Source organism: Kribbella qitaiheensis (genome assembly GCF_014217565.1).
GTDB classification, from domain to species: domain Bacteria; phylum Actinomycetota; class Actinomycetes; order Propionibacteriales; family Kribbellaceae; genus Kribbella; species Kribbella qitaiheensis_A.
Window position 1 is genome coordinate 4,893,154 of the sequence record NZ_CP043661.1, and the last position, 23,463, is coordinate 4,916,616.

Here is a 23,463-nt window from a genome sequence, read left to right on the forward strand (position 1 = left end):
CAGCGTCGTTACTCGCCGAGCTTCTTCTGTTCGATGTGCTCGTTGAGCGCGTGCAGCTCGGGATGCTTGTCCATGATCGCGACCAGATCGGCCACATTCAGCTCCGCGCCGCCGAAGTCCTCGATCAGCGTGGCGAGCAGTTTGCGGTCGTCCTCGGTGTCCAGCGTCAGCCGGTACTGCGAACCGCTCTCGGTCCACGGTATGTTCACCAGCCGCATGTCGCCGGTGCGGTTCTGGTGCAGGTACGACGTGACGTGCTCGCGGTCGGCCGGCAGTGTCGCCTCGGCGTCGGCCTTGAGCAGCCGCGCGCCGGAGAAGATCTCGTAGTCCATGCCGCGGGGGTAGGTCCGCTCCAGGCAGTTCGAGACGTACACGTTCTCGGCGTTGCCGGCCGCCTCGGTCCGGTACCTGTCGACGCCGGCGGCGACGACCTCCGGGTCGATCAGCGGGCAGTCCGACGTGACCCGGACGACGCCGTCCAGCTCGTGCTCGCGGATCGCGCCCGCGAACCGGCTGAGCACGTCCAGCTCGCTGCCCCGGAACACCGGTACGTCGTACTTGCCGGCGAGCGCGACGATCGGCTCATCGGCCTCGTTCGTGGTGGTCGCCACGATCACCGGCAGCCCGGTCGCCTGCAGGTGGTCCAGGTGGTGCTCGAGATAGCTGCGACCGCCTGCGGTCAGCAGCACCTTGGCGGGCAGTCGCGTGCTGGTGGCCCGGGCCTGGGTGATGATGCCGATCTTCATGAGGCAACCTTTGCACTATTCCAGCGGAACATCTCGCGGATCTCTTCCGGCCGGGCGACATGGTCGACGCCGAGTTCGACGTCGGTGAAGGCTCTGGCCTGGTCGAGCGGGACGTAGGCCTGGTTCAGCTCGGGCCACAGCCGCTTGATCCGGGCCTGGCCACCGAAGGACGGGTGCTCGTTCTCCAGCAGCATCGGGTCGCCGTAGACGCCCGGCTGGAGACCGATCGACGCGCCGTACAGGACCGCGGAGCTGAGCCGGTTGGAGGCGACCCGGGTGTGCTTGCGGATCTCCTTGAGCTGCTTGAGCAGGAAGTCCTCGTCGGTCTTGCGCCAGTGCAGACCGCGGTACCCGTGCGTGATGACCCGGAAGCCGGCGTCTTCGTAGACCTGCCGGATGGCCGGGTTCTCGAACTCGTTCCAGTACAGGCAGACCGTGATCGGGCCGGTCTCGTGCTCGTTGATCGAGGCAACGATCCGGCCGTGGTCGCCGAGCACGTTCTGGCCTTCCCAGCCGTGGAACGGGTAGAAGATGGTGCCGGCGGCATCGGTCGCGGGCTTCGCGAGCCCGGGGTAGAGCTCCAGCAGGTACAGCCAGGCCGCGCCGATCACGTCGTAGTTGCGCAAGCCCATCGACCAGCCGCGCCGGCGGACGGTGTCCGACCAGACGAACTTCGGCATCCCGTCGACGAAGGCGGTGTTGTAGGCGAAGCCGTCCAGGATGTTCCAGCCGTGCTGGAGGTAGCCCCAGATGCGCGGAGCCTCGCCGCCACCGAGCCCGGCGTACCGGGCCATGATGTGCGCGTGGCCGTAGAAGTGGTTGGCGTGGTGCATCAGCGACCCGTCGTCCGGCGAACGCGCTTCACCACGACACGGGCCGGATTCAGCACCGCCTGGCCGATCCGGTACGGCCGCGACCGGCGGATCCCGTCCAGCTGGCTCTCGAACCAGGACGCCTGCGCGCTCGCGTCGGCCAGCTCCTCGGACAGCCGCACGATCGTGGCCAGCTGCTCGGCGTACCCGGTCGGCGTGACAGGCTCGTTGCCATCAGCAACGGATGCCCAAAGCTCTTCGGTGACAGTGATTCCGGCCATCGCGGCCAGCCGCGCGGTCAGATCGCGGGCGTCGCCGCCGCTCGCCCACGGCTGTCTCGAAGCCGCTTCCAGCGACCGCCGGACGAACCGCGCCAACTGCCCGACCACCAAAGCGTCACCGCTACCGGCGATGCCTTCGCTGCCGCCGAACACCTTGTACGCCGTACCGTCGGCCAGAACGTTGTCCGGCGAAGCAACCGCTGCCGCGTCGGCATCGAGCGACCGCAACCAGGTGACATAGCCAGGCACCGTACGCCGGAGCGCCGCGTGGTCGTCGATCTTCAGCGCGGCCAGGAGCGTCTCTTCCAGCAGCACGCCAGGACCCTGAGGAACCTCACCCAGCACAGTGGGGAGGTCAGTGCCAACAGCGAAATACCAGCCAGGAGCCAGCTCAGCGCCGAGCCCCGCAGCGAAAGCGTCCTGAACCACGCGGTACGGGTCCATCAGCGTCAGATCGGGGTACCGCTCTGCGACCGCCCGAGCCGCCACGACGCCCGCCAGCGAGTCGCTTGCGTCAACCAGAGCGACCTTGGCATCCACCAACGACGGATACACCGCGTACGCCGTGGCTGCGTCGCCGAGAGCGGCCTGGACAGCTTTCAGACCGGCAGGAGCCTCGACGCTGCCCCGGATGTCCCGCGGCCAGGCCTCGTCGGACGGAACGGTGGCAGTCACGCCAGGCAGCACCAGGCGCTCGACACCGAAGGGGTTCGCCGCAGCGACGAGCAGGCGCCCTTCCGGAGCCAGCCGTGTCTTCAAGGCCGCGAGGGCATCGGCCCAGGTCAGCACGATGGTGTCGGGCCCGACCAGTCGCGGCAGCCCGTCGAGGGCCACCACCACGTCGTACGAGGACTCACCGTGCTCGGGACCGAAGTGGTCCAGGGATCCACAGAAGACCCGCAGCGGGTGTCCCTCGAGCTGGTCGGCGATCTCCTCGGCATCCGGCGCGGACCGGACCAGGACGTCGACCGAGGTCACCCGGCCGGCGATCAGGGCCAGCACCTCGAGCGAGTGCGGTCCGGCGGCCAGGACCTTGTCGTCCGGTCGCAGAACCGCGTCCAGCAACGCGGACGGAACCTGCCCGCCAGTGGCGGGCTCGCCGTCCTCGGGGTGCAGATCGGACCAGTTGAGCATCTCCCCGGCGATCATCACCGACCGCGCCAGCGGCTCGCCGCCGGTGTCTTCCGAGGACCGATCAGGTGTCACAGTGGTCAATTCTCTGACTTTCCACAGATGTGAAGTTTTAGGAAACCAGCTTCGTCAGCGTCTCGATGACGCGGTCGACGTCGCTGTCGGTCAGGTCCGGGAACATCGGCAGCGAGATCTCCTCGCTGTAGAACTGCTCCGCGTTCGGGCACAGGCCGCGCTGGTAGCCCGCGTTGGCGAAGACCGGGTGCCAGTAGACCGGGATGTAGTTCACCTGGACGCCGATGCCGGCCGCCCGCAGGTTATCGAAAACTTCGCGACGGCGGCCGCCGAGCACGCGCACCGGGTAGAGGTGCCAGGCCGGGTCGACATCGTCGCGCTGCGCCGGCGTACGGAGTCCGTCGACGCTGGCGAAGGCCTCGTTGTAGCGCGCGGTGATCTCGGTGCGGCGCTTCTTGAAGTCGGCCAGCCGCTTCAGCTGGGACAGCCCGAGCGCGCTGGCCAGATCGGTCAGCCGGTAGTTCAGGCCGTGCTCGTGCACCTCCTGGTGCCACGGGCCCTCGCCGGTGATCTCGAATCGGTCCGGGTCGCGGACCAGTCCGATGAAGTGGAACTCGTGCGCCTTCTGCCCGACTGCCGGGTCCTTGGCGACAACCGCGCCGCCCTCGCCGGTGGTGAGGTTCTTGGTCGGGAAGAACGACAGCGTGGTCACGTCGGCCAGGTCGCCGACCGGACGGCCGCGGTAGAAGCCGCCGACCGAGTGCGCCGCGTCGTCCAGCGTCTTGGCGCCTACCCGGTCCGCGATCGGCTGCAGCGCGTCGTAGTCGGCGGGGTGGCCGGCGTAGTCGACCGCCGCGATCACCTTCGTGCGATCCGTGACGACCGCCTCGACGGCGGCCGGGTCGATCAGCGCGGTGTCGTCCTCGACGTCGGCGAAGACGATCTTGGCGCCGAGGATCGCGGCGCAGGACGCGGTGGCGACGAACGTCATCGGCGTGGTGACGACCTCGTCACCGGGGCCGACGCCGAGCCCGGCGTACGCCATGTGCAGCGCCGCGGTGCCCGACGTACAGGAAACCGCGCGGTGTCCACCGGTCAGCTCGGAGATCGCGTTCTCGAACGCGGTCACGGCCGGGCCGGTGGTCAGCCAGTCACCGCGCAGGATCGCGGTGACCGCTTCGATGTCTTCTTCGGAGATCGACTGACGTCCGTAGGGCAGCATCTGGATCAGACGTCACTCTCGAGAATCTTGGTGATTTCCTCGATGGAGTACCACTGGTCGTTGTTGTCCGAGGTGTAGTGGAAACCGTCGGCCACCGGTACGCCGTTCGACGGCGGCGTGTAGCCCCAGGTCGCCAGGTCCGGCTGCAGCACGTAGCGGTCGCCGATCGCCAGCGCGCGGCGGCCTTCCTCCGGGCTGATCATCTCTTCGTGCAGCTTCTCGCCCGGGCGAAGACCCATGTCGTGCATCTTGGCGCCCGGCGCGATCGCCTGGGCCAGGTCGGTGATCTTCATCGACGGGATCCGCGGCACGTACAGCTCGCCGCCCATCATCTGCTCGAACGAGTCGATCACGAACTGGACCGCCTCGGGCAGCGTGATCAGGAACCGGGTGCAGCGCAGGTCGGTGATCGGCAGCGACTGGCCGGCCTCGTGCAGGGCGCGGAACTTCGGGATGATCGAGCCGCGCGAGCCCATCACGTTGCCGTAGCGGACCACGGAGAACCGGGTGTCGTACGCCGCGGCGTAGTGGTTGCCGGTGATGAACAGCTTGTCGGCGGTCAGCTTCGTCGCGCCGTACAGGTTGATCGGGCTGGAGGCCTTGTCGGTGGACAGCGCCACGACCTTCTTCACGCCCGAGTCGATGCAGGCCTCGATCACGTTCTGCGAGCCGACGATGTTCGTCTGGACGAACTCCCACGGGTTGTACTCCGCGGTGTCGACCTGCTTGAGCGCGGCGGCGTGCACCACGTAGTCGACCTTGTGCATCGCGCGGTTCAGCCGCTGCCGGTCGCGGATGTCGCCGATGAAGAAGCGCAGCCGGGGGTCGTCGCCGAACAGCTGGCGGACCTCCCACTGCTTCAGCTCGTCGCGGCTGAAGATGATGATCCGGCGCGGGTCCAGGTTGTCCAGTGCGTAGCGGATGAACGCCTTGCCGAAGGAGCCGGTGCCTCCGGTGACGAGGATGTCGGAGCCGGTGAGGATGGACACGTCGAGTAGGACCCTTCTGAGGGGACAGTTCCGGACAGCGCACGGAGCGCAACTCCGTACGATAGCGGGCCACTCCACGGAACCCTCAATCCCCGGACCCGTTCGGCGGCCTGCCCTGGGGTAGACGTCAGTTCGGCGTCACTAGTTCGAGCCCCGGAAAATACGTCCGGAACCGGCTTGCATCCCGGGTGATCACGCGGTAATGAGCTACGGCGGCGTGAGCGCCGATGTAAAAGTCCGGCAGCGGCGCGGCCTTGGTGCCGCCCCGTTTCCGATAGGCGATGAAGGCTTTCGCGGCCAGGAACCCCGCTGCGTACGGCAGCGGTTCCCGGCGGAAGATCGCAGGCGGAAGCGCTGCATCTACCTGTTCCACCTGCGCGTAACCAGCCGACACCTCCGCGTAGATCAGCGGATTGATCACCAGTTCGCCTTCGGTTTCCGCCTTGGCGATGGCTCCGGCGGACCAATCGCCCCACGTCGGATCGCCGGTCAGGACATCCAGCAAGGCGCAACTGTCGATCAGGGTCACGACCGGATCGACGAGCCCCAATCGGCGCTCACTCGCCACGCAGCAGTTCCATCAGTTCGTCGGTGCTCATCGTGGTGGTCGCGCTGCCACGGGCTTCGCGAGCCCACCGCTGTGCGCGATGTTCGCTGTGTTCGAGGCGGACGATGTTCAGTGCGCCGTCCTTTCCCTCGACGACCTCGAGTTCGTCGCCTTCGTGCAGGTGGTGCTTGTGCCGAAGCTCGGCGGGGATCGTCACTTGACCCTTGCTGTTCAACTTCACGATTCCTCCAACCTACTACTACTGACACGTGCTACAACGAGGTTAGTGCAAGTTGGTTACGGTCGGGGTGTGACTTTGCGGATTGGTGTCAGGTGTGACGTCGGGCCCCAGCGGGGGATCGGGCATGTGATGCGGAGCCTGGCGCTGGCCGAGGAGTTGAAGGGCCGCGGCGCGGAGATCGTGTTCGTCTGCGACAGCCACACGGTGCCGTGGGCCAACGACCAGATCCTGGCGCGGGACATCCCGGTCGAACCGGCCGTCTGGACGCCGGACGAGCACCTCGAGCTGTTCGCGCGGCTCGGGCTGGACGCGGTGGTGTTCGACTCCTACGACCTCGACGCCGAGGTGTTCACCGCGGTCCGCGCGGCCGGTGTCCCCACCCTGGCGATTGTCGACGGGGACCTTCGGGGTGCCGAGGCGGATGTGTTCGTCGACCAGAACCTGGGCTCCGAGCTCGATGATCCGGAGCTCCCCGCCGGTGCGACCAGGCTGGCCGGGCTGGACTACGTACTGCTGCGCGACGAGGTGCTCTCGTTGCGCCCCTCGGAGCCGCCCGCACCGCGACCGGACGGCGTACCGAAGGTGTTCGCGTTCTTCGGTGGCACTGACGCCTTCGGCGCCGGCCCGTACGTCGTGGCCGCGCTCGCCGCGACCGGCGTCCCCTTCGAGGCGACCGTCGTCGCGCCGGGCGAAGACCTGGCCGAAGCGATCGCAGCGGTCGAGCTGGGCGCCGGTCAGTACGTCGAGGTGATCGGCCCGACCTCACAACTCGCCAAGGCCGTGGTGGCATCCGACCTCGCCGTCAGTGCCTCCGGTACGTCGACCTGGGAGCTCCTCTGCCTGGGCGCCACTGCCGGCCTCGTCTGCGTCGTCGACAACCAGGTGATGGGCTACGAACGAGCCATCGCCACCGGCGCCGCAGTCGGAGTAGGCGTCCTCTCAGACCTCAAGCTCGACCCGACCCCAGCCGCCGCCGTACTGCGAAAGCTCCTCACCGACCCGTCCGAGCGAGCCCGCGTCGCAGCTGCCGGCTGGAAACTCGTCGACGGCCAAGGCCGCACCCGGGTGGCCGACGCGCTCTTTCACCTGATCTCGTAGATCGTCGCGTCCAACGTCGCCTGGCGGAGACGGACGTACTGCTTCAGGGCCGGCGATATCTGACCGGCGCGGTTGTCGGCGTACAACCAGCGCACGCCGTACCGGCGCAACCTCTCGATCAGGGCCGGCGAGGGCGCGGTGAAGACCGCGTTGTTGGTCTCCAGCAGGTCGCGGTTCCAGAACGGCACCAGGGACGGGTTGACGCCGGTCGTGGCGTAGATCCGGTTCGCGTGGTTGGTGTAGGCCCAGCCCTCGACCAGGAGCTGGCGCTCGGACAGGGCCGCGATCCAGAAGTGGCGGCTGTCGCAGACATCGCCGCGCTGGGCGATGCAGTGCGCGTTGGTCGCGACCAGATCGTCGGTCCGGCTGTTCTCCTTCAGCCAGCGAGCAGCGTCCGCCTCGGCCCGGGTCGGACCGTGGCCGATGCCTCGCGGTCCGTACATCACCAGGTCGGCCTGCTTCGACACCAGACCGGCCAGTGGCAGATAGGTCGCGCCGATCATGCACGCCGCGACCAGTGCGGCCAGGAAGACGGTCGCCGGACTGCCGTTGCGGCGGCCGAGCCGCCAACCGGCCGCCGTCACCAGGCCGGTGGCGACGAGGCCCGCGATCATCCAGAGGACGGGCCCTTTCACGCCGTGGAGGTCTGCGGATCCCAGCCTGGTCAGGCCGCAAGCGACCAGACCGAGGACTGCCGCCACCGCGACCAGGACGCCGCCACGGTGATCCCCGAGGCGATCGACCAGCCGGGCCAGACCGAGGCAGGAGAGGACGGCCAGGACCGGGAACGCGGTTCGGTAGAAATAGAGCTGGCTGATGCCCGGCTGGGTGGTCAGCAGGGTCGCCGCGAGACCGGCGATCGCGAAGCCCGCCAGGAAGATCGTGCCTTGATCCCGCCAGTACCGCCGGAGGAAGAGCACGCCGACCACGGCCAGTCCCCAGGTCAGCAGGATCGTCGCAGCGCTCAGGAGCTCCGCCGGACGATCCAGTCCACTGCCGTGCCGGAGCGACGCGTACGGCTGCAGTTGCACGAACAGCTGACCCAGCTTGAACTTCAAGCCGGATGTCTGGCCGCCGTAGACCGCGATCAGGGCACCGATGAAGATCACCAGCATGGTCAGGCCGCCCGCCATGGCGGCCCGGGTGGTCCGCCGGGTCAGTGCGGTGGCGAAGTAGACGAGCCCGAACCCGCAGACCGCCATCGGCAGGATCGTCGCCTTGCTTCCGGACGCGGCCAGCGCGACCAGGATCAGCAGTACCCAGCGGGTCTTCGGTGGCTGGTGCCGGAGCAGGTCGACGGCCAGGATCACGAGCAGCAGCGCGAGCATCATGCCGAGGTTCTGGGTCGGGCTCCCGTAGGCGCTCGACACCAGCGAGATGCCACCCAGCGACACGTCGTGCAGCGGCTGGAGCGTGCCTCCGATCCCGGCGACGACCACGGCCAACGGCCCGGCCCACGTCACAGCGGGGTGCGGGCCGTCCTCGATGCCCTTGGCCGGCGGCGTCAGGAACCGCTGGGTCAGGACGAAGACCAGTGCGCAACCGGCCAGCACGAGCGGCACCCAGGCCAGCGCGAAGATCAGCTGGGTCACGTCGATGCCGGTCGCCCACGAGGTCGCGGCGGTGAACTGGTGGAAGAACGTGTGGTACTTCATCGGTTCGCCGGACACCCACAGCGGCACGATCGGTACGTCGAACTTCGCGCTGACCGCCAGCGCCTGATGGAACGCCAGGTCCGGAAAGTCCGTGGCCGGATTCGTGTAAGCGGGAGTGATCCGGCCGGGTCCGATCAGGTAGAGCACGGTCAGCACCAGCGAGCAGGCGCCGGACAGCAGCCAGGCGGTCAGGGGAGCGAGCGGGGCCTCTACCCGTCGCCAGACCCGGGCCCGGACATCGGAGTCCATCACGCCGACGACCAGGACGACCGGGACCCAGGCCCATGACCAGCGCTGCAGACCGATCGACGCGCTGGCCAGATAGACGATCAGCTGGACCGAGACGCCGACCGCGAATCCGGCGGCGCAGTCCTCGACCAGGTTTCGCCGGTAGGCGCCGACCAGACGCCACAGCACCAGGCCGGGCAGCGCGACCCCGACCAGCGTGAAGGCGGTGAACCTCAGCACGTCGAACGCGGACGCGTGCGCAGCCAGCATCAAGACGATCGTCAGCACCAGCAACGGCAGTACGGCGATCTTCCCGGCTCTCGTCCCGCTGCCGCTCGGCCTCGGCCCTCGCCGTCTTGCCCTCGAGTGCATGCGCGCAACCTTAATGGTGTTCCGACCTCGTTTCGTACTCGTAACGTCACCAACTGTGGTCGGTGCGGCTCCTATACCCAGGCCCGGGGCGCCATGCTCAAATAGGGCGGTGCACCCGCAGTGGAACTATCAGGCGTGATCGCCATCGAGGCGGGCGAAGCACCTGTCGCAGCGACTCCCGACCTGCCCGGCCCGGCGAAACTGCTCCGGCTCGCGCCGTGGCTGCTGCCGGTCGTGACTGCCCTCGGCGGCCTGCTGGCGATCGATGTGCCGGTAGTGGCACTGGTGAAATACAGCGGCTATTTCGGCTGCTGTGTGGTCCTGCCGGGCGTCCTGCTGATGCGGGCCTTGTGGCGTAGTACCGGGAACTGGCCCGAGGACGTCGGTCTTGGGGCCGCCGTCGGTATCGCCTACCAACTTGCCGGCTGGGCGCTGTTCACCTGGCTCGGATGGCAGCAGGTCCTGGTCGTCTGGCCGGTCCTGGTTCTGCTGGGTTTCGCGCTGGTGCCGAGGCTGCGGCAGTACTGGCGGCTTTCCGAGCCCCAGCCGCTGCCGATGGCCTGGTCCTGGGGCCTGGCGATCTGCCTGACACTGCTCGCACTGGCTACTACGCAAGGTGTGATGGCGGATCACGCGCCACCGCCGCACGGCATCGCGTACTACCCCGATGGGCTCTACCACCTGTCGATGGTGAACGAACTGCTTCGCAGTGTGCCGCCACAGCTGCCCCAGGTGGCGGGAGAGCCGCTGAAGTACCACTGGTTCCCCAATGCCGACATGGCCGGTGCCGTCGACATCACCAGGGTCTCGCCGATCCAGGTGATGTACCGGTTGTGGCTGATCCCGGTGATGTTCGCCGGGTTGCTGGCCGGCGCTGCGTTGGCCCGCCAGGTCAGCCGGGTCTGGTGGACCGGAGTACTGGCCGGCCTGGCTTTCGTAGTACCGCAGTTGGGCTACTTCGCCCCTGCCTGGCCGCAGGTCGACCTGGTCGGACCGGTGGGCCTGCTGACTCCCTCGCAGACCTTGGCGACCCTGGTGATTGCCGCTGCGGCGTACTTCATCATCGCCGCGCTCTATCGCGGTGGCGGCCGCGGTGTCTGGGTGCTCGCGGTGGCGGTTGCGGTCGTCGGTGGTGGATCGAAGCCGACGGTCCTGCCCATCCTGCTTGGGGGAGTGGGGTTGTCGGCGTTGTTCCTGCTGTTGAAGGATCGACGCATCCCGTGGCGGTCCGTCGGGATCGGTGGCCTGATCGCCGCGATCGCCGTCTGGACGATGCTCACCGTGGCCGGCAGCACCGCGGGCTCCGGTATCCAGCTCTTCGCGATCGCGAAGTTCCAGCCCGGCTATCGCTTGGCCACCGGTGACGGTTCGCTGGCCGGTACCGGCGGCCTGATTCTCCCGTCCCTGACCGGGGACCGCCTCGCGGTGGCAGGGGCTTTGCTGACGCTCGCCGCGTTCGCCATCGCGCACGCAGGTCTGCTGGCCGGCCTCGGGCTGAGCCGGAGCAAGGTGCGGCACGACCCTGTTGCCTGGTGGCTGGTCGGCGCACTCACCGCTTCGTGGCTCGGGCTGAGCGTGGTGGATCATCCGTCCGCGAGTGAGTACTACTTCCTCCGCTCCGGTCTGCCGTTCGCGGCCGCGGCCCTCGGTTGGCTGATCGCAGCCGGCGTACGAGGCCGTAGCCGGCGCACGATCCAATGGCTCGGCCTGGCCGGTCTTGCGATCGGTACTGCGATCGGGGTGTGGGCGGGGCTGCTCAGAGCCTCCGGTACCGGCTCACGGCTCGCGCAGGTCGGGTTTCTGGCCCGCCCGGTGCTGGTGGTCGCCGGACTCGCCGCACTGGTGCTGGTGGGATGGCTGCTGGTGCGCCGCCGGAAGGGACTTGCCGGACTGGGAACGGCCTTCGCGATGCTCGCCGTGATCGGCCTGCCGATCGGCACCGTCGCAACGGACGCCTGGTCGGTGCTCGACGCCCGCGGCTCGGGGCACTACGGATCGGTTTCCTGGCGGGTCTATCCCGACGAGATGGCGGCCGCTCAGTGGCTGACGAAGAACTCGGCGCCGGATGACGTCGTCGTCTCCAACACCTACTGCCGGCCGCCGGGCGCGCTGCTCCCCGGTTGCGATGCGCGGCTCTACATCGTGAGTGGCATCGCCGGCCGGCGCACCCTGATGGAGGGCTGGGCCTATACCCAGCAAGGGATGGCGGAGAACGGTGTGAACGGGGTGAAGTACTTCTTCCAGCCTTCGCCGTGGCCGGATCGGGTCCAGCTCACCGAGCAGGTGATGACCGCCCCGACAGCGCAACTGCTCGATCGGTTGCGATCGCAGTACGGCGTGCGCTGGATCTACGCGGACCTTCGGGACGGGCCGGTCTCGGCGACGCTGGGTGTCCTCGCCGTCCTGCGGCACCAGGATTCCCGGGTGAAGATCTACGAGCTCACCGGGCCCTGAGAAAGCTGCCTGAACAGGCAACGTGGCACATATAACACAAACAGGGGTTGACTGCTATAACTCTCTGGTGACATCGACCGTTCCGAAACGCACGATGGACTCGCGCGAGTTCCCGCTTTTCCTGACGGCGGCCTCCGAGTTCTGGCAGCGGAACGTGCTCCCCGGCGGCGAGCGGGTGATCCTGGTCGAGGCGATGAGCCAGGACCTGCGGGTGACGCTGCGGAACCTCACCGTCGCGAATGCCCTGCGCCGGTTCATCCCGGCCAGGCTCGTCGTCTTCACCGGCGCCGACGACGACTGGAACGACATCCTCTGGACCTATTTCGAGGCCGACGCGCTGACGGCCATCTCCCAGGCGTACGGCGCTGTCGACGTGATCGACATCCACGACCTGGTCGACGGCCGGATCGGCAGTTCCGGGCCGGTCGACCTGCACGTTGCCGGGAAGACCTTGCCGGTGGCCGGATCGGGAATCGACCCGGCCCGTGCTGGAGGAGATCGTCCGGGCGACGGTCTGCCGGGTACTCAAACTTCCGCGGGTGACCGACGAGGTCCGCGCGAGTGCGAAGTACGCCCAGGTCCAGCAGCGCAGCGCGGAGTTCTCGAACATCTACGACGCTCTCTTCGCCGGCCTCGACCCGGTCGCGCTGGTGACCAGTCATGTCGACTACAACCTGTGGGGGCTGGCGGTCGAGTCGGCTGCCCGGTTCAACGTGCCCACCATCCACGTCCAGAGCACCGGCAGCCTGAAGGCGTACGCGGTCTTCCCGGAGACCCGGCGGGGTGCGCCGACCTTCCGGGCCGAGCTCACCCATCAGATCGCCGAGTACTTCGAGCGGTACGTCTGGCCGAACCGCGACCGGCTGCGGGCCAGTGCCGAGTTGACCGCCTGGCGGCTGAAAGGCAACTGGGGCAAGCCGTCGTGGTGGCGTGGCGGCTCGATCTCGGCGATCGAACTGCAGAGCCTCGGCGACCGGATGTCGGTGCGCGAGCACGCGATGGCCAGGTACGGCTTCGATCCGGACAAGCCGGTGATCGCGGTCTACAACCACGCCGTGTCCGACGCCCTCAACACCAATGTCGAGTCCTTCGAAGATCTCGGCGCCTGGTACGAGGCGACGGCGGACTACGCGGCCAAGCACGACGACGTCAACTGGCTGTTCATCGATCACCCGAGTCAGGACATGTACGACTCGACCGGTTTCTTCGGCAGCCTGAAGGAGAAGCACGCCAGTTCGCCGATGGTCTTCCTGCCCAGTCTCGAGATGAGCAAGAACGTGATGTGGAGCCTGATCGATCTCGGCGTCACGGTCCGCGGCAGCATCAGCACCGAGTTGCCGGCGTTCGGGATCGCGGCGATCCAGGCCGGCTGGTCGGAGTGGAGCCACTGCGGGTTCACCATCCTGGCCAAGGACGCCGACGACTACTGGGCCCGGCTGGACGAATCGATCGACAGCCTGCTGGCCGGGCGGCCGCTGCTGACCGAGGAGCAGATCGAGCGGGCCCGGCTCTGGGCGTGGTTCTACCGCAGCGGTTCGGACGTCTCGACGCCACTGGTGCAGCACTGGGAGATGGGCCGGCTGGAGCACCTGCTGGTCGCCGTCAAGGTGGCGATGCAGCACATCGAGGCGGATGCCGACCCGGCCTTCACCGCCGTCCGCAGGATGTGGACCCGCAAGGATCCGTTCCTGACCCGGACCGACCTGACCTTGCCCCCCGAGGAGTTCGCCTTGGCGCTGGGTGGGGTGAGCGAGCTGTGACCAGAGTCTTCGCCACGCCACACTTCAGGACGGCGTTCGACCAGGTGATCGAGCCGCTGGTGTTGCCCGGCTCGGTGAGCTCGGGGCGGCCCGGTGACCTCAGCATGATCGACTGCATGTCCCGTGGTGTCGCCGTGATCGGCCGCTTCGTCGCCTCGCCTGCCATGCTCGGCATCAAGGTCCGGCCGACCGGCCGACCCGTCCGGGTAACCGCACACTTCAGTTTCGACAGTATGGCGCTCGAGTGGTGGCGGGAACGCGTCCCGGCAGGGACCCCGTTCTCTGGTGCCGATCTGCCGCGGCTGCTGCTGGTCCGTTCGCAGGGCAAGAACCGCGGCGCCCTGCTGCTGAACCGCCAGGCACCGGTCTCCGGGGCTGCCGCGGGAGTCGTCAGCTTCGACCTCCAGCCGGCGGAGTTGACCGCGGAAGGGCTGTTCGTCCTCGAGGTGGTCAGCGTCGACAACGACAGGCCATCCTGGGCGCCGGCCGCGGCCGCCGGTTCGATCGGCGTTCTGCTGAAGGAGATCGAGTTCACCGAGGTGGACGGCGATCGCGAGCTCGGCCTGGTCTCGACCGGCAACCTGCTGGTAGATCCGGACAGCGGCACACTTCCGATCCGGGCGGGGTACTTCGTGGCCAATCCGGCCGACGAGGGCGGGCCACGACACTGGACCGCCCGGGCAACACTGATCGAGCCTCCGCCCCTGCGGATCACGATCGTGCCGGTACCGGAACCAGAGCCGGTCATCCCGCCGGTGCAGCAGCGGCCGGGCGCCGCCCGGATGCTGAAGCGAAGGCTCAAGCGTGCGTCCCGCTGGGTCATCCCGGTGGCCGCTGTGCCGGCGGCCAGGCGGACAGGTAAGCGTGCGACTGCCCTGAAGCGCCGGGTCGTGCGAGCTGCCAAGGGCCGGCCTGCCGCGCCGCCGCCCCCACCTCCGCCGCCGCCCCCACCTCCGCCGATCCCGGTCGGACCGCCACCGAACCCGCTCGCCGACGCGATGGCGGCCCTGGTCAGCCAGAACGCCGTCCAGGTGGAGCTGGTTGGTGTCGGGCCCGGCACGGTCCCCGGCGTACAGGTGCTGGCGCAGGCGGACGCGGAGATCGAGATCGTCACCGACGGCCCGCTGACGGGTCCGACGCTGATCCGGTTGTCGGTCGACCCGTCGGGCCTGCGCGAGGTGCTGGGCATGATCGGCGCGAAGGTCCGCTGGGATCTCGTCGTCCGGGCCGAGTCCTGACGGTCGTCGGGTACCGGCCGCGGCTCAGCGGCAACGGCGACGAGAACGGTGAGCTGCTCCGCCGCCTGCTGACCGAGTTCGAACCCGGGCGCGTGGTGCTACCGGCCGGGTCCTACCCGATCACCGCAGGCCTCGTGCTCACCGACAACTGGTCCCTGTCCGGCTCCGGTACGACGTTGTGGCGTCCGGAGGCCGAGGCATCGCCACTGATCGCGGTGCTCGGATCGGGCGTCACCGTCACGGACCTGACCCTCGAACTCCCCGACGCCTCACCCGGCCCGCACGACGGCGCGGAATGGACCGCCATCACGATCGGCCGCTACTTCTACGCCGAACAACCGGAGTGGATCGAACAGATCGTCGTACGCCGGGTGGTGATCCGGCGCGCCGGACGCTGCGCGGCGAACAACATCACCCTGATCGGCGCCGTCCGGGAGGTGCTGCTCTCGGACATCACCGTGCACGGCGGCGGCACAGCCTTCATCGCGCACTGGGGTGCGGTCGGCGCCGGAGTCAGCGACATCACCGGCCACTCGCTGCACCCGCATCACTTCCAGGTCGACGGTCTGCGGGTGTGCGACGCGTTCGAGGCCTTCTGCCTCAGCTCGGTGTACGACGTCGAAGTACGGGACGTGCGGTGCGAGCGGGTGGAGATCGGATTCCGGTTGCTGCCCGGGGACAACACCGACCGGTACCGCGATCCGGGTGCCGAAATGGGCATCAACCAAGGCCTGTCGATCCACGGGTGCGACATCGGCTGGTGCGGCGACCTGTACGCGATCCGGGTCGCGGGCTGGGGCCGGAGCGAGGTCGACGGTGCCGTCACCACCCGCGCGTTCGTCGACCTCGACCTTCGTGACGTGACGATCCGGCCGTTGCCGGTAGTGGTCGCGCGCCAACCGCCCCGGCCGGGACGGCGGCCGATCGTGGTCGAGGATGCCGGCTCGGTCGACCTCGCCGGCGTCCGTGTGCTGCCCTGAAGCTCAGCGCAGCTGCCAGACCTGCACGTCGGCACGCTCGTACAGCGAAGTGGCGATCAGCTTCATCCGCTTCTCGTCGACAGCGCCGAAACGCTTGTCCACAAAGAGAAAACCAACCCCGTACTTCTGCTTCAGCACGTCTGCGGTAGCCGGGGAGGGATCGGTGAAGACGGCGTCGTTCTCAGCCTTCAACTGAGCATCCCAGAACGGGGCGGCCCAGTACCGGCCGGCTTTGGCCTCCTCGCTGTCCGCGGCGTTCGAGCGGACGGTGTAGCCCCAGCCTTCCAACAGCACCCGGCGCTCCGACCAGCCCGCCAGCCAGAACGCGCGGCTGTCGCAGAGTGCCCGGCCGGGGATCCGGCAGTGCGCGTTCGTGGCCACCAGGTCGTCGGGAGCCGAGTGTGAACGGAGGAGGCGAGCAGCCTCCCTGCCGTCCGGCGGCAGGTAGGACGGGCCTGCGGCCAGGGAAACGTGGTCGAGGCCGTTCACGTCGACGGCCTGCCAGAACCGGGCCAGCATCCTGTACGTGGGCAGCGTTCCCATGCCGATCACCAGTACGAAGGCAGCGGCCGCAGCCGACAAGCGGGTGCCGGACTTCTTCGCCACCAAGGACAGCAGGAGACCAACTACGGCAGCGGCGGCGAGTCCGACCAGCAACGGACCAGCGGCGTACCAGAGGGCCTGCCAGTTGTTGCCGGCGACGGGCCTCGTGGTGTTGGCCCGGGAGATGGCCAAGGCGATCGGCCCGCCGAGTGCGGCCGCGACGACGAGCAGCAACCCGATCTTCCAGTCCGTACGCCGGACCAGCAGCGCCAGTCCCCAGACGGCCATCGGGATCATCAGGGCGATCGCGGCCCGGGTGAAGTACCGCTCGGAACCACCGAGCTGGACGAGGACCAGCGTCGCGCCCATGCCGCCGATCGCGATGCCGCTCAGCGCCGCGACGCCGGGGTGTGTGACAAGCCTGCGGCCGAAGGCGAACAGCGCGGCGGCCAGCAGCAGGTACCCGGACAGATCCAGGAGCGACAGGGTGAAGGTGGAGACAGGGCCCCAGGCGTTGCCCCCGACGGCGGAGAAACCGTAGGGCAGGCGCTGCGCGTTCACCTGCACGAACGGCTTGATCGTCGTTCCCTGGGTGGCGCCGCCGAAGATCACGAACTGGGCGAACAGGAAGGCGCCGATGACGATGCCCAGGCTGATCAGGCTCGGCAGGTGGAACCGCCGGCGGAACACCAGCCAACTGGCGCACGCCATGCAGCAAGCCGCGGCCAGCAACGGAATCATGGTGGCTTTGGCGGCCATCACACCGGCGACCGACAGCGTGAAGAGGATCCAGACCGTCGGGCGTGGCAGCCGGCGATGCCGGACGATCCCGACCAGCAGGGCGACGGCGGGAATCACCATCATCTGGCCGAACGACTGCGAAGGGCTGGCCCACCACGCCTGCCCCAGCAACGGAGCGGAGCTTCCGCGCTGCCAGCCGACCAGGGTCACGCCCGACGTGCAGACGAGCACCGCGGCTGCAACCGGCCCGGTCCAGCGGCGGCGGGCCCAGCTCTGCGCCAGTCCGGCGATGCCGAGCGTGGCGGCGACCAGCATCGTCACCGGGATGATCCGCCGGACCAGGACCTCGATCTCCACCCCGGTTGCCCAACTGGTCGCGGCGATGTGCGCGTGGCTGTACCAGTGGTACTGCAGCGGGACACCGTGCACGTACGGCGTGGTGAAGGGCACGTGGTGCTTGAGTTCTGCCGCCAACGCGATGTGGAACGGCATGTCGACGTACGGGTAGTCGGAGCCGAAGCCCGCCAGCGGTTCGGTCCGATAGGTGCCGATGGCAAGCATCAGGATGCCGAGCATGATGCTGACCGCGATCAGCCAGGCGCCCCCGACGCCGCCCGACGGACTGCCGTGCCACCAGCGCCGCAGCCGTGGATCGATCGCGAAGGCGACCAGGATCACGATCGGCGCGACCGTCACCACTTGGGGGAACCCGGCCCAGCGTCCAGGTAGATATACCAGCAGTTGCAGCGCGCAGCCGACGGCGAAGCCCGCACCGGCATCGAGGTAGAACACGTCGGTGCGGCCGCGCAGACTACGCCAGATCAGCATGCCGGGCAGGCCGACGCCGAACAGGAGGTACGCCGTCAGCGCGGCCAGGTCGGCGTTGTCGACCTCGTAGTGGTGCAGCGCGATCCAGGCGAAAGCCAACGTCGCCGCCGGAGCAGCCCATCGGAGCAGCCATTTCAGCGGGCCTGGAGATGCCATGTCGCGCAGTGTCACGGGAAGGAAGTATTACGGAAGTTCGTAGATCAACGCGTCAGAAGACCTGAAGCGCAGGCGGGCCAGCGTGTCGAGCTTGGCCGAGACGACGGTCTGAGTGGGGTCGGCGTACAGCCAGCGGACGCCGTACTCGACCTTCAGCAGGCGCAGGTTGTCCCTGGTCGGCGTGGTGAAGGCGCGGTCGTTGTCCTCGAGCTTCTGCTCGTCCCAGAACGGCAGGCCGTTCGGGCTCATCCCGGTCGAGGCGACCAGTTCGTTGATGGTGTTCGTGTAGCCCCAGCCCTCGACCAGGACGTGCCGCTCGCTCAGGGCGGCGATCCAGAAGTGCCGGGAGTCGCAACCGGTGGTGTTCTTCAACGTGCAGTGCGCGTTGGTCGCGATCAGCTCGCCGGGCGCCGTGTGGTCCTTCAGCCACAGGGCGGCCCCTGTCTGCGTAGTCGAAGGGCCGAGCTTGTAGTCGTCGGACAGCGGAGCCAGGTCGGTCCGGTGGTAATTGGCCATCGCCTGCACCGGCAGGAGGAGCCCGGCGCCCATCCCGGCGAGCACGAAGGACGCCAGGGCGACTCTGGTCGGCCGCCCTCGACGCCTGGCCAGCTTCCACACCGTCGTCACCAGCGCGGCCAGCACGATCAGGAGGCCGACCGTCCAGCTCCAGGGAGCGATCAGACCGGTCAGCTGACCGTCGGGCTTCAGGAACGGGGTGCCTGCGCCCGGCTGAGCCTTCACGATCGCCCGGGCCAGGGCGGTCGCCCCGGCCCCGCCGAGCAGCGAGGCGGACACGACCAGCCCCGATCGCCGGTCGGCGAACCAGAACACCAGCATCCAGGCGCCGGCTGCGGCGAGTGCGGCGATGATCGGTACCGCGGTCCGGTGGAAGTAGAGCTGGCTGGTGCCCGGCTGGTCGGTCAGCACCAGGCCGCCGAAGCCCGCGATCGAGATGCCGACGAGGAAGATCATCCCCGGATCGCGGAACCAGCGGGCCGCCGTACCGAGGAGCACGAGCAGTCCGGCGGAGCCGAGCAGGAGGCCGAGGCACATGGTGATCCCGCTGATCCACATCGCACCGTGGTCGAAACCGCCACCCTCGACCGGTTTGGCGACCAGCGGGTAGATGCCCACCTTGGCGAAGGTGATCCAGGGCCGGACGGCGAGACCGGACGACTTGTTGCCGAACACCACCACGATGGCCGCCAGGAAGATCCCGCCGAGCACCGCCGCGATCAGCAGCGCGCCCTTGGCGAAGCGGCCGTAGAGGAGCCGGATGAACACCACCAGCCCGAGCCCGCAGATGATCAGCGGCAGCACGGTCGCCTTGGAGCCGGACGCGGCCGCAGCGATCACCACGAAGAGAATCCAGGTGCCGGGCCCGCTTCGGCCGCGCAGCAGGTCGACCCCGATGAGCGCCAGCAACGTGATCAGGGCGCCGCCGAGATTCTGGGTCGGGCTGCCCCAGTCATAGCTGATCAGGCTCTCGGTCGGTAGCCGGACCGCTGGGTAGACGTCCACGGTGCCGGCGATGGAGGCCACGGCGATGGCGAGAGGACCGGCCCAGCGCGAGCCCGGTGCGACCCGGTCGGTCAACGCGTAGATCAGGGCGCAGCCGGCGAGCATCAGTGGGATCCAGCCGATGTTGTAGACCAGCTCGGTCAGATTCACGCCGGTCGCCCAGGACGTCGCCGCGGTGAACTGGTGCCAGAAGTAGTGGTAGTCCATCCGCTCGCCGTTGACGTACGGCGCTTGCAGCGGCACGTCGTACTTCGCGCTGGCGGCCAGTGCCTGGTGGAACGCCATGTCAGGCGCGTTCGAGCGGGCATCGGTGTACGGCGCGGGGGTGAGATTCCGGTAGCGCCCGATCGCGTACAGAGGCGCCGCACAGGCGATGGCGACCAGCCAGGCGGTCAACGGCGAGACCGGCCGCTCGACCCGGCTCAGGCAGCGTCGGCGCCAGGTCGGCACGACGGCCACCACGATCAGCACAGGAGCGGCCCAGAGCCAGGCCCATTGCTGACCACCAAGCGGGGCGACTGCCAGGTAAACCAGGATCAGCAGGGACACGCCGACCAGCGATCCGGCCGCGAAATCCTCGATCAGGTTGTGCCGGAACGGGCTGGCCAGCCGCCAGAGCAGCGTGCCGGGCAGCGTGATCCCGAAGACCCAGAACCGCAGCAGGGCGACGATGTTGTCGCCCGTCGAGTGCCCGGCCATCAGCCAGATCACCAACCAGGCAAGGGCGATTCCGCCCGCCACCTTCACCGCGGCGGCCCCGATGGCTCGCCAGGGAAGCAAGGAGACGAGGGACGGCATCGGACGGGGAGTCTCACGCTCCGGAGCTTCAGGGCTACTGGAGGTGACCCCCGTCGTCGTCGGCACGCCCAGAGCGTAGCGGGGTCGCGGGGGACCCAAGCCGGGTAACCTCGCCGGGGGAGGGCTTACTCGATGCAGACCACTCGGCCGGTGTTGTCCGTCGTCGTACCGATGTACGACGAGGAAGAGGTGCTGCCGATCTTCTTCGAGCGGATGCGCCCACTACTGGACGGTCTCGGCATCAGCTACGAACTGGTCGTGGTCGACGACGGCAGCCGTGACGCCACCGCGGCCCCTGCTCGCCGAGGCGGCCACCAGTTGGCCCCAGCTCCGGTTGATCCGGCTGCTGCGCAACAGCGGGCACCAGGCTGCCCTGTCGGCCGGATTCCAGCTGGCTCGCGGTGAATATCTGGTCACCATCGACGCCGACCTGCAGGACCCGCCCGAGGTGATCGCCGACCTGCTCGCCACTGCCCGGGACGACGACGTCGATGTCGTGTACGGCGTGCGCTCCGACCGCTCGAGTGACAGCTGGGCGAAGCGGACCACCGCACGGCTCTACTACCGGCTGATGTGCCGCCTGGTCGGCAGGGATCTGCCCTTCGACGCGGGCGACTTCCGGCTGGTCTCCCGGCGGGTGGTCGACGCGGTGAACCAGTTGCCCGAGGACGGCCGGGTCTTCCGGCTGGTGATCCCGTGGCTGGGCTTCCCGAGTGCCGAGGTGAAGTACGTCCGGGCCGAGCGGGCTGCCGGGAGTACGAAGTACACGGTGTCCAAGATGTTCCGGCTGGCGTTCGACAGCCTGACCGCCTTCTCGGCGGCGCCGCTGCGGCTGGCGACCTGGCTCGGGCTGCTCGGCGGTCTGCTGTCGGTCGGGGTCGTGGTCGTGGCGCTGGTGATCAAGCTGACCGGCCGGAGCATCCCCGGCTGGACCTCCACGGTGCTGGCTGTCGGCACGATCGGTGCGCTCCAGTTGCTCTGCCTAGGCCTGCTGGGGGAGTACGTGGCCCGGCTGTTCCAGGCGAGCCAGCAGCGGCCGCAGTTCATGATCGGTTACGACAGTCTCGAGGACCCCGGCCACCACTCGTACGCCGAGGCTGTGGAGGAAACTGTTTCGGATCAAGGGCCCGACCAACGGTAGGCTCCTACCTCATGCCAGACCTGTCTCCGATCCCCTTCGTCAAGGCCTATGCGGCGGGCGACGAACTCGCCTACGTCAACCAGTCCTTCTCCTCGCCCGCGGTCGTCGGGGACGGTCCGTTCACCGCCCGCGCCTCCGAGCTGATCACGAAGCTGACCGGTGGCGTCGGGAGCCTGCTGACCCCGTCCTGCACGCACGCGCTGGAGATGACCGCGCTGCTGCTCGACCTGGCGGCCGGCGACGAGGTGATCATGCCGTCGTTCACCTTCGTCTCGACGGCCAACGCCTACGCGCTGCGCGGCGCCGTACCGGTGTTCGTGGACGTCCGCCCGGACACGCTGAACCTGGACGAGACGCAGATCGAGGCCGCGATCACCGACAGGACCAAGGCGATCGTCGTGGTCCACTACGCTGGCATCGCGGTCGAGATGGACACCGTGCTGGCGATCGCCGACAAGCACGGCCTGGCCGTGATCGAGGACAACGCGCACGGCCTCGGCGGTTCGTACAAGGGCCGCCCGCTCGGCTCCCTCGGGCAGATGGCGACGCAGTCCTTCCACGGCACCAAGAACGTGCACTGCGGCGAGGGTGGCGCGCTGATCCTGAACGACGCCGACCTGCTGCACCGGGCCGAGGTGATCCGGGAGAAGGGCACCAACCGGAGCCAGTTCTTCCGCGGTCAGGTCGACAAGTACCGCTGGGTCGACATCGGCTCCAGCTACCTGCTGGCCGACCCGCTGGCCGCCTTCCTGACCGCCCAGCTCGAGCTGTTCGACGAGATCCAGGCGCCGCGGCTGGCGATCTGGGAGCGGTACCACGCGAAGCTCGCCGACTGGGCCGAGGCGAACGGCATCACCCGTCCGACGGTCCCCGCGGGCTGCGTGCACCCGGCTCACATGTACTGGGTGCTGATGCCGTCCCACGAGCACCAGCTCGGGCTGATCGCGTACCTGCGCGAGCGCAACATCACCGCGACCTTCCACTACGTGTCGCTGCACTCGGCCCCGGCCCGGCGAGAAGTACGGCCGGGTCGGTCCGGGCGGCTGCGACGTCACCGACGACATCAGCAACCGGCTGGTCCGGCTGCCGCTGTTCAGCCAGCTCACCGAGGCCGAACAGGACCGCGTGATCGACGGTCTGCTCTCGTACCCGCTCTGATGGGCTGGTACGACGCGCTGGAGGCCGGCGAGCTGATCAGCGCCCCGTCGGCGTACGAATCGAAGCGGTTCGGTGTCTCGGTCGACCGGGTCACCGTGTCGGCCTCGGCCGGGACGCAGCTGGCCGAGGTGCTCACCGCGGTGGACAAGTCGGCGGCCGACGTCGTCGTACTGCGCTATCCGGCTCGCGAGGCGCACTGGTTCGCCGCGCTGGCCAACGGCCCACGGACGGCCTTGCTGGCCGACAGTCTCGTCTACTGGTCGCTCCCGGTCGGCAAGGGCCGTCGCCCGGCTCCGCTGGCGGGGTTCAACGCCGGCCTGGAGCGGACGATCGACGACGACCTGGTGGACGACCTGGTCGGCGACATCTTCGGCGACTACGGCAACCACTACTGCGCGAACCCGTTGTTCGACCGGGCTCTCGCACTGGCCGGCTACCAGGAGTGGGCCCGGCGCAGCATCGCCGACGAGGGCGCCGTCGTACTGCGGGGTCCGGACCGCCGGGTGCTCGGCCTGGCGACCGTCGACCAGGAGCAGTCCTGGACCGAGATCGAGCTGGCCGGCGTAGTACCGGCTGAGCAGGGCCGGGGACGCTACGGGCACCTGCTCGCGGCGGTCGAGGACGCGAGTACGTCGCGGCGGCTGGTGATCTCGACACAGGGCCACAACACCGGTGTTCAGCGGGCCTGGGCCAGGTACGGTTTCGAGCCCGTTCACACTCTGTTGACAGTCCATCTCGTAACGCCAGGATTGCTGCCGGGTGAACAGGAACAGGCCGGTCGCGAAGGGTGACGCGGGCGTCGGGAGAG

General features: G+C 68.6%; 18 protein-coding genes. 8 read left to right on the forward strand and 10 right to left on the reverse strand.

All coding sequences use genetic code 11. From position 1 onward, the window contains the following. Nucleotides 1-8: 8 nt before the first annotated feature. The 7 genes from F1D05_RS23220 to F1D05_RS23250 form a co-directional block, all read right to left on the reverse strand. Entirely contained in the window at nt 9-746 is a 738-nt protein-coding gene (locus tag F1D05_RS23220) for a cytidylyltransferase domain-containing protein (protein ID WP_185442387.1), read from the reverse strand. Continuing rightward, nucleotides 743-1,579, reverse strand: coding sequence for a hypothetical protein (locus tag F1D05_RS23225; RefSeq protein WP_185442389.1), 837 nt, complete (start codon nt 1,577-1,579; stop codon nt 743-745). The genes F1D05_RS23220 and F1D05_RS23225 overlap by 4 nt, the downstream gene beginning before the upstream one ends. After that, complete coding sequence (locus tag F1D05_RS23230; RefSeq protein ID WP_246485884.1) at nt 1,579-3,045, reverse strand: hypothetical protein; 1,467 nt, start codon at nt 3,043-3,045, stop codon at nt 1,579-1,581. Before F1D05_RS23230 ends, F1D05_RS23225 begins: the two co-directional genes overlap by 1 nt. Before the next feature lie 37 nt (nt 3,046-3,082). Continuing rightward, complete coding sequence (gene pseC / locus F1D05_RS23235; protein ID WP_185442391.1) at nt 3,083-4,207, reverse strand: UDP-4-amino-4,6-dideoxy-N-acetyl-beta-L-altrosamine transaminase; 1,125 nt, start codon at nt 4,205-4,207, stop codon at nt 3,083-3,085. A gap of 5 nt (nt 4,208-4,212) precedes the next feature. After that, entirely contained in the window at nt 4,213-5,196 is a 984-nt protein-coding gene (gene pseB / locus F1D05_RS23240; RefSeq protein WP_185442392.1) for a UDP-N-acetylglucosamine 4,6-dehydratase (inverting), read from the reverse strand. Nucleotides 5,197-5,323: 127 nt separating this feature from the next. After that, a complete protein-coding gene (locus tag F1D05_RS23245) occupies nt 5,324-5,764 on the reverse strand; it encodes a type II toxin-antitoxin system VapC family toxin (RefSeq protein ID WP_185442394.1) in 441 nt (146 codons plus the stop codon). After that, nucleotides 5,754-5,984 carry an AbrB/MazE/SpoVT family DNA-binding domain-containing protein gene (locus tag F1D05_RS23250; RefSeq protein ID WP_185442396.1) on the reverse strand — a complete coding sequence of 77 codons (231 nt, stop codon included), beginning with the start codon at nt 5,982-5,984 and terminating at the stop codon, nt 5,754-5,756. Before F1D05_RS23250 ends, F1D05_RS23245 begins: the two co-directional genes overlap by 11 nt. Before the next feature lie 69 nt (nt 5,985-6,053). On the opposite strand from F1D05_RS23250, the gene F1D05_RS23255 reads away from it, so the two are divergent. Beyond that, on the forward strand, nt 6,054-7,082 hold the full coding sequence (locus F1D05_RS23255; RefSeq protein ID WP_185442397.1) for a PseG/SpsG family protein: 1,029 nt from the start codon (nt 6,054-6,056) through the stop codon (nt 7,080-7,082). Here the strand turns inward: F1D05_RS23255 and F1D05_RS23260 are convergent. After that, nucleotides 7,067-9,337: a hypothetical protein gene (locus F1D05_RS23260; protein WP_246485885.1), complete on the reverse strand. Its 2,271-nt coding sequence runs from the start codon at nt 9,335-9,337 to the stop codon at nt 7,067-7,069. The two genes, F1D05_RS23255 and F1D05_RS23260, sit on opposite strands and share 16 nt — an antisense overlap. A gap of 135 nt (nt 9,338-9,472) precedes the next feature. Here F1D05_RS23260 and F1D05_RS23265 point away from each other — a divergent pair, with 135 nt between their 5' ends. The 4 genes from F1D05_RS23265 (at nt 9,473) to F1D05_RS23280 (ending at nt 15,769) form a co-directional block, all read left to right on the forward strand. Beyond that, nucleotides 9,473-11,791, forward strand: coding sequence for a hypothetical protein (locus F1D05_RS23265; RefSeq protein ID WP_246485886.1), 2,319 nt, complete (start codon nt 9,473-9,475; stop codon nt 11,789-11,791). A gap of 485 nt (nt 11,792-12,276) precedes the next feature. Continuing rightward, nucleotides 12,277-13,551, forward strand: coding sequence for a hypothetical protein (locus F1D05_RS23270; RefSeq protein WP_206685804.1), 1,275 nt, complete (start codon nt 12,277-12,279; stop codon nt 13,549-13,551). Beyond that, nucleotides 13,548-14,789, forward strand: coding sequence for a hypothetical protein (locus F1D05_RS23275; protein WP_185442399.1), 1,242 nt, complete (start codon nt 13,548-13,550; stop codon nt 14,787-14,789). The genes F1D05_RS23270 and F1D05_RS23275 overlap by 4 nt, the downstream gene beginning before the upstream one ends. A gap of 92 nt (nt 14,790-14,881) precedes the next feature. Beyond that, a complete protein-coding gene (locus tag F1D05_RS23280; protein ID WP_185442401.1) occupies nt 14,882-15,769 on the forward strand; it encodes a hypothetical protein in 888 nt (295 codons plus the stop codon). Nucleotides 15,770-15,772: 3 nt separating this feature from the next. Here the strand turns inward: F1D05_RS23280 and F1D05_RS23285 are convergent, their stop codons facing one another. Together F1D05_RS23285 and F1D05_RS23290 are read right to left on the reverse strand one after the other, a co-directional pair. Continuing rightward, nucleotides 15,773-18,037, reverse strand: a complete 2,265-nt coding sequence (locus tag F1D05_RS23285) for a hypothetical protein (protein ID WP_185442403.1) — start codon at nt 18,035-18,037, stop codon at nt 15,773-15,775. 27 nt (nt 18,038-18,064) lie between these two features. After that, on the reverse strand, nt 18,065-20,422 hold the full coding sequence (locus F1D05_RS23290; protein WP_246485887.1) for a hypothetical protein: 2,358 nt from the start codon (nt 20,420-20,422) through the stop codon (nt 18,065-18,067). A gap of 66 nt (nt 20,423-20,488) precedes the next feature. Here F1D05_RS23290 and F1D05_RS42100 point away from each other — a divergent pair, with 66 nt between their 5' ends. Genes F1D05_RS42100 through rffA form a run of 3 tightly spaced genes read left to right on the forward strand, consistent with a single transcriptional unit; the run spans nt 20,489 to nt 23,446 of the window. Beyond that, the gene (locus F1D05_RS42100) at nt 20,489-20,761 is read left to right on the forward strand and encodes a glycosyltransferase (protein WP_281388724.1); all 273 of its coding nucleotides are present in this window, start codon (nt 20,489-20,491) and stop codon (nt 20,759-20,761) included. After that, nucleotides 20,691-21,497: a glycosyltransferase gene (locus F1D05_RS23295; protein ID WP_281388725.1), complete on the forward strand. Its 807-nt coding sequence runs from the start codon at nt 20,691-20,693 to the stop codon at nt 21,495-21,497. Before F1D05_RS42100 ends, F1D05_RS23295 begins: the two co-directional genes overlap by 71 nt. Nucleotides 21,498-21,508: 11 nt before the next feature. Beyond that, nucleotides 21,509-23,446, forward strand: a complete 1,938-nt coding sequence (rffA, locus tag F1D05_RS40680) for a dTDP-4-amino-4,6-dideoxygalactose transaminase (RefSeq protein ID WP_246485888.1) — start codon at nt 21,509-21,511, stop codon at nt 23,444-23,446. The last annotated feature ends 17 nt before the right edge of the window (nt 23,447-23,463 follow it).

What these genes read in the sequence shown, in the direction of transcription:
- F1D05_RS23220 (WP_185442387.1), bottom strand. Translation starts at nt 746, where the DNA reads ATGAAGATCGGCATCATCACCCAGGCCCGGGCCACCAGCACGCGACTG.
- F1D05_RS23225 (WP_185442389.1), bottom strand. Translation starts at nt 1,579, where the DNA reads ATGCACCACGCCAACCACTTCTACGGCCACGCGCACATCATGGCCCGG.
- pseC (WP_185442391.1), bottom strand. Translation starts at nt 4,207, where the DNA reads ATGCTGCCCTACGGACGTCAGTCGATCTCCGAAGAAGACATCGAAGCG.
- F1D05_RS23260 (WP_246485885.1), bottom strand. Translation starts at nt 9,337, where the DNA reads ATGCACTCGAGGGCAAGACGGCGAGGGCCGAGGCCGAGCGGCAGCGGG.
- F1D05_RS23285 (WP_185442403.1), bottom strand. Translation starts at nt 18,037, where the DNA reads ATGGCATCTCCAGGCCCGCTGAAATGGCTGCTCCGATGGGCTGCTCCG.
- F1D05_RS42100 (WP_281388724.1), top strand. Translation starts at nt 20,489, where the DNA reads ATGCAGACCACTCGGCCGGTGTTGTCCGTCGTCGTACCGATGTACGAC.
- rffA (WP_246485888.1), top strand. Translation starts at nt 21,509, where the DNA reads ATGCCAGACCTGTCTCCGATCCCCTTCGTCAAGGCCTATGCGGCGGGC.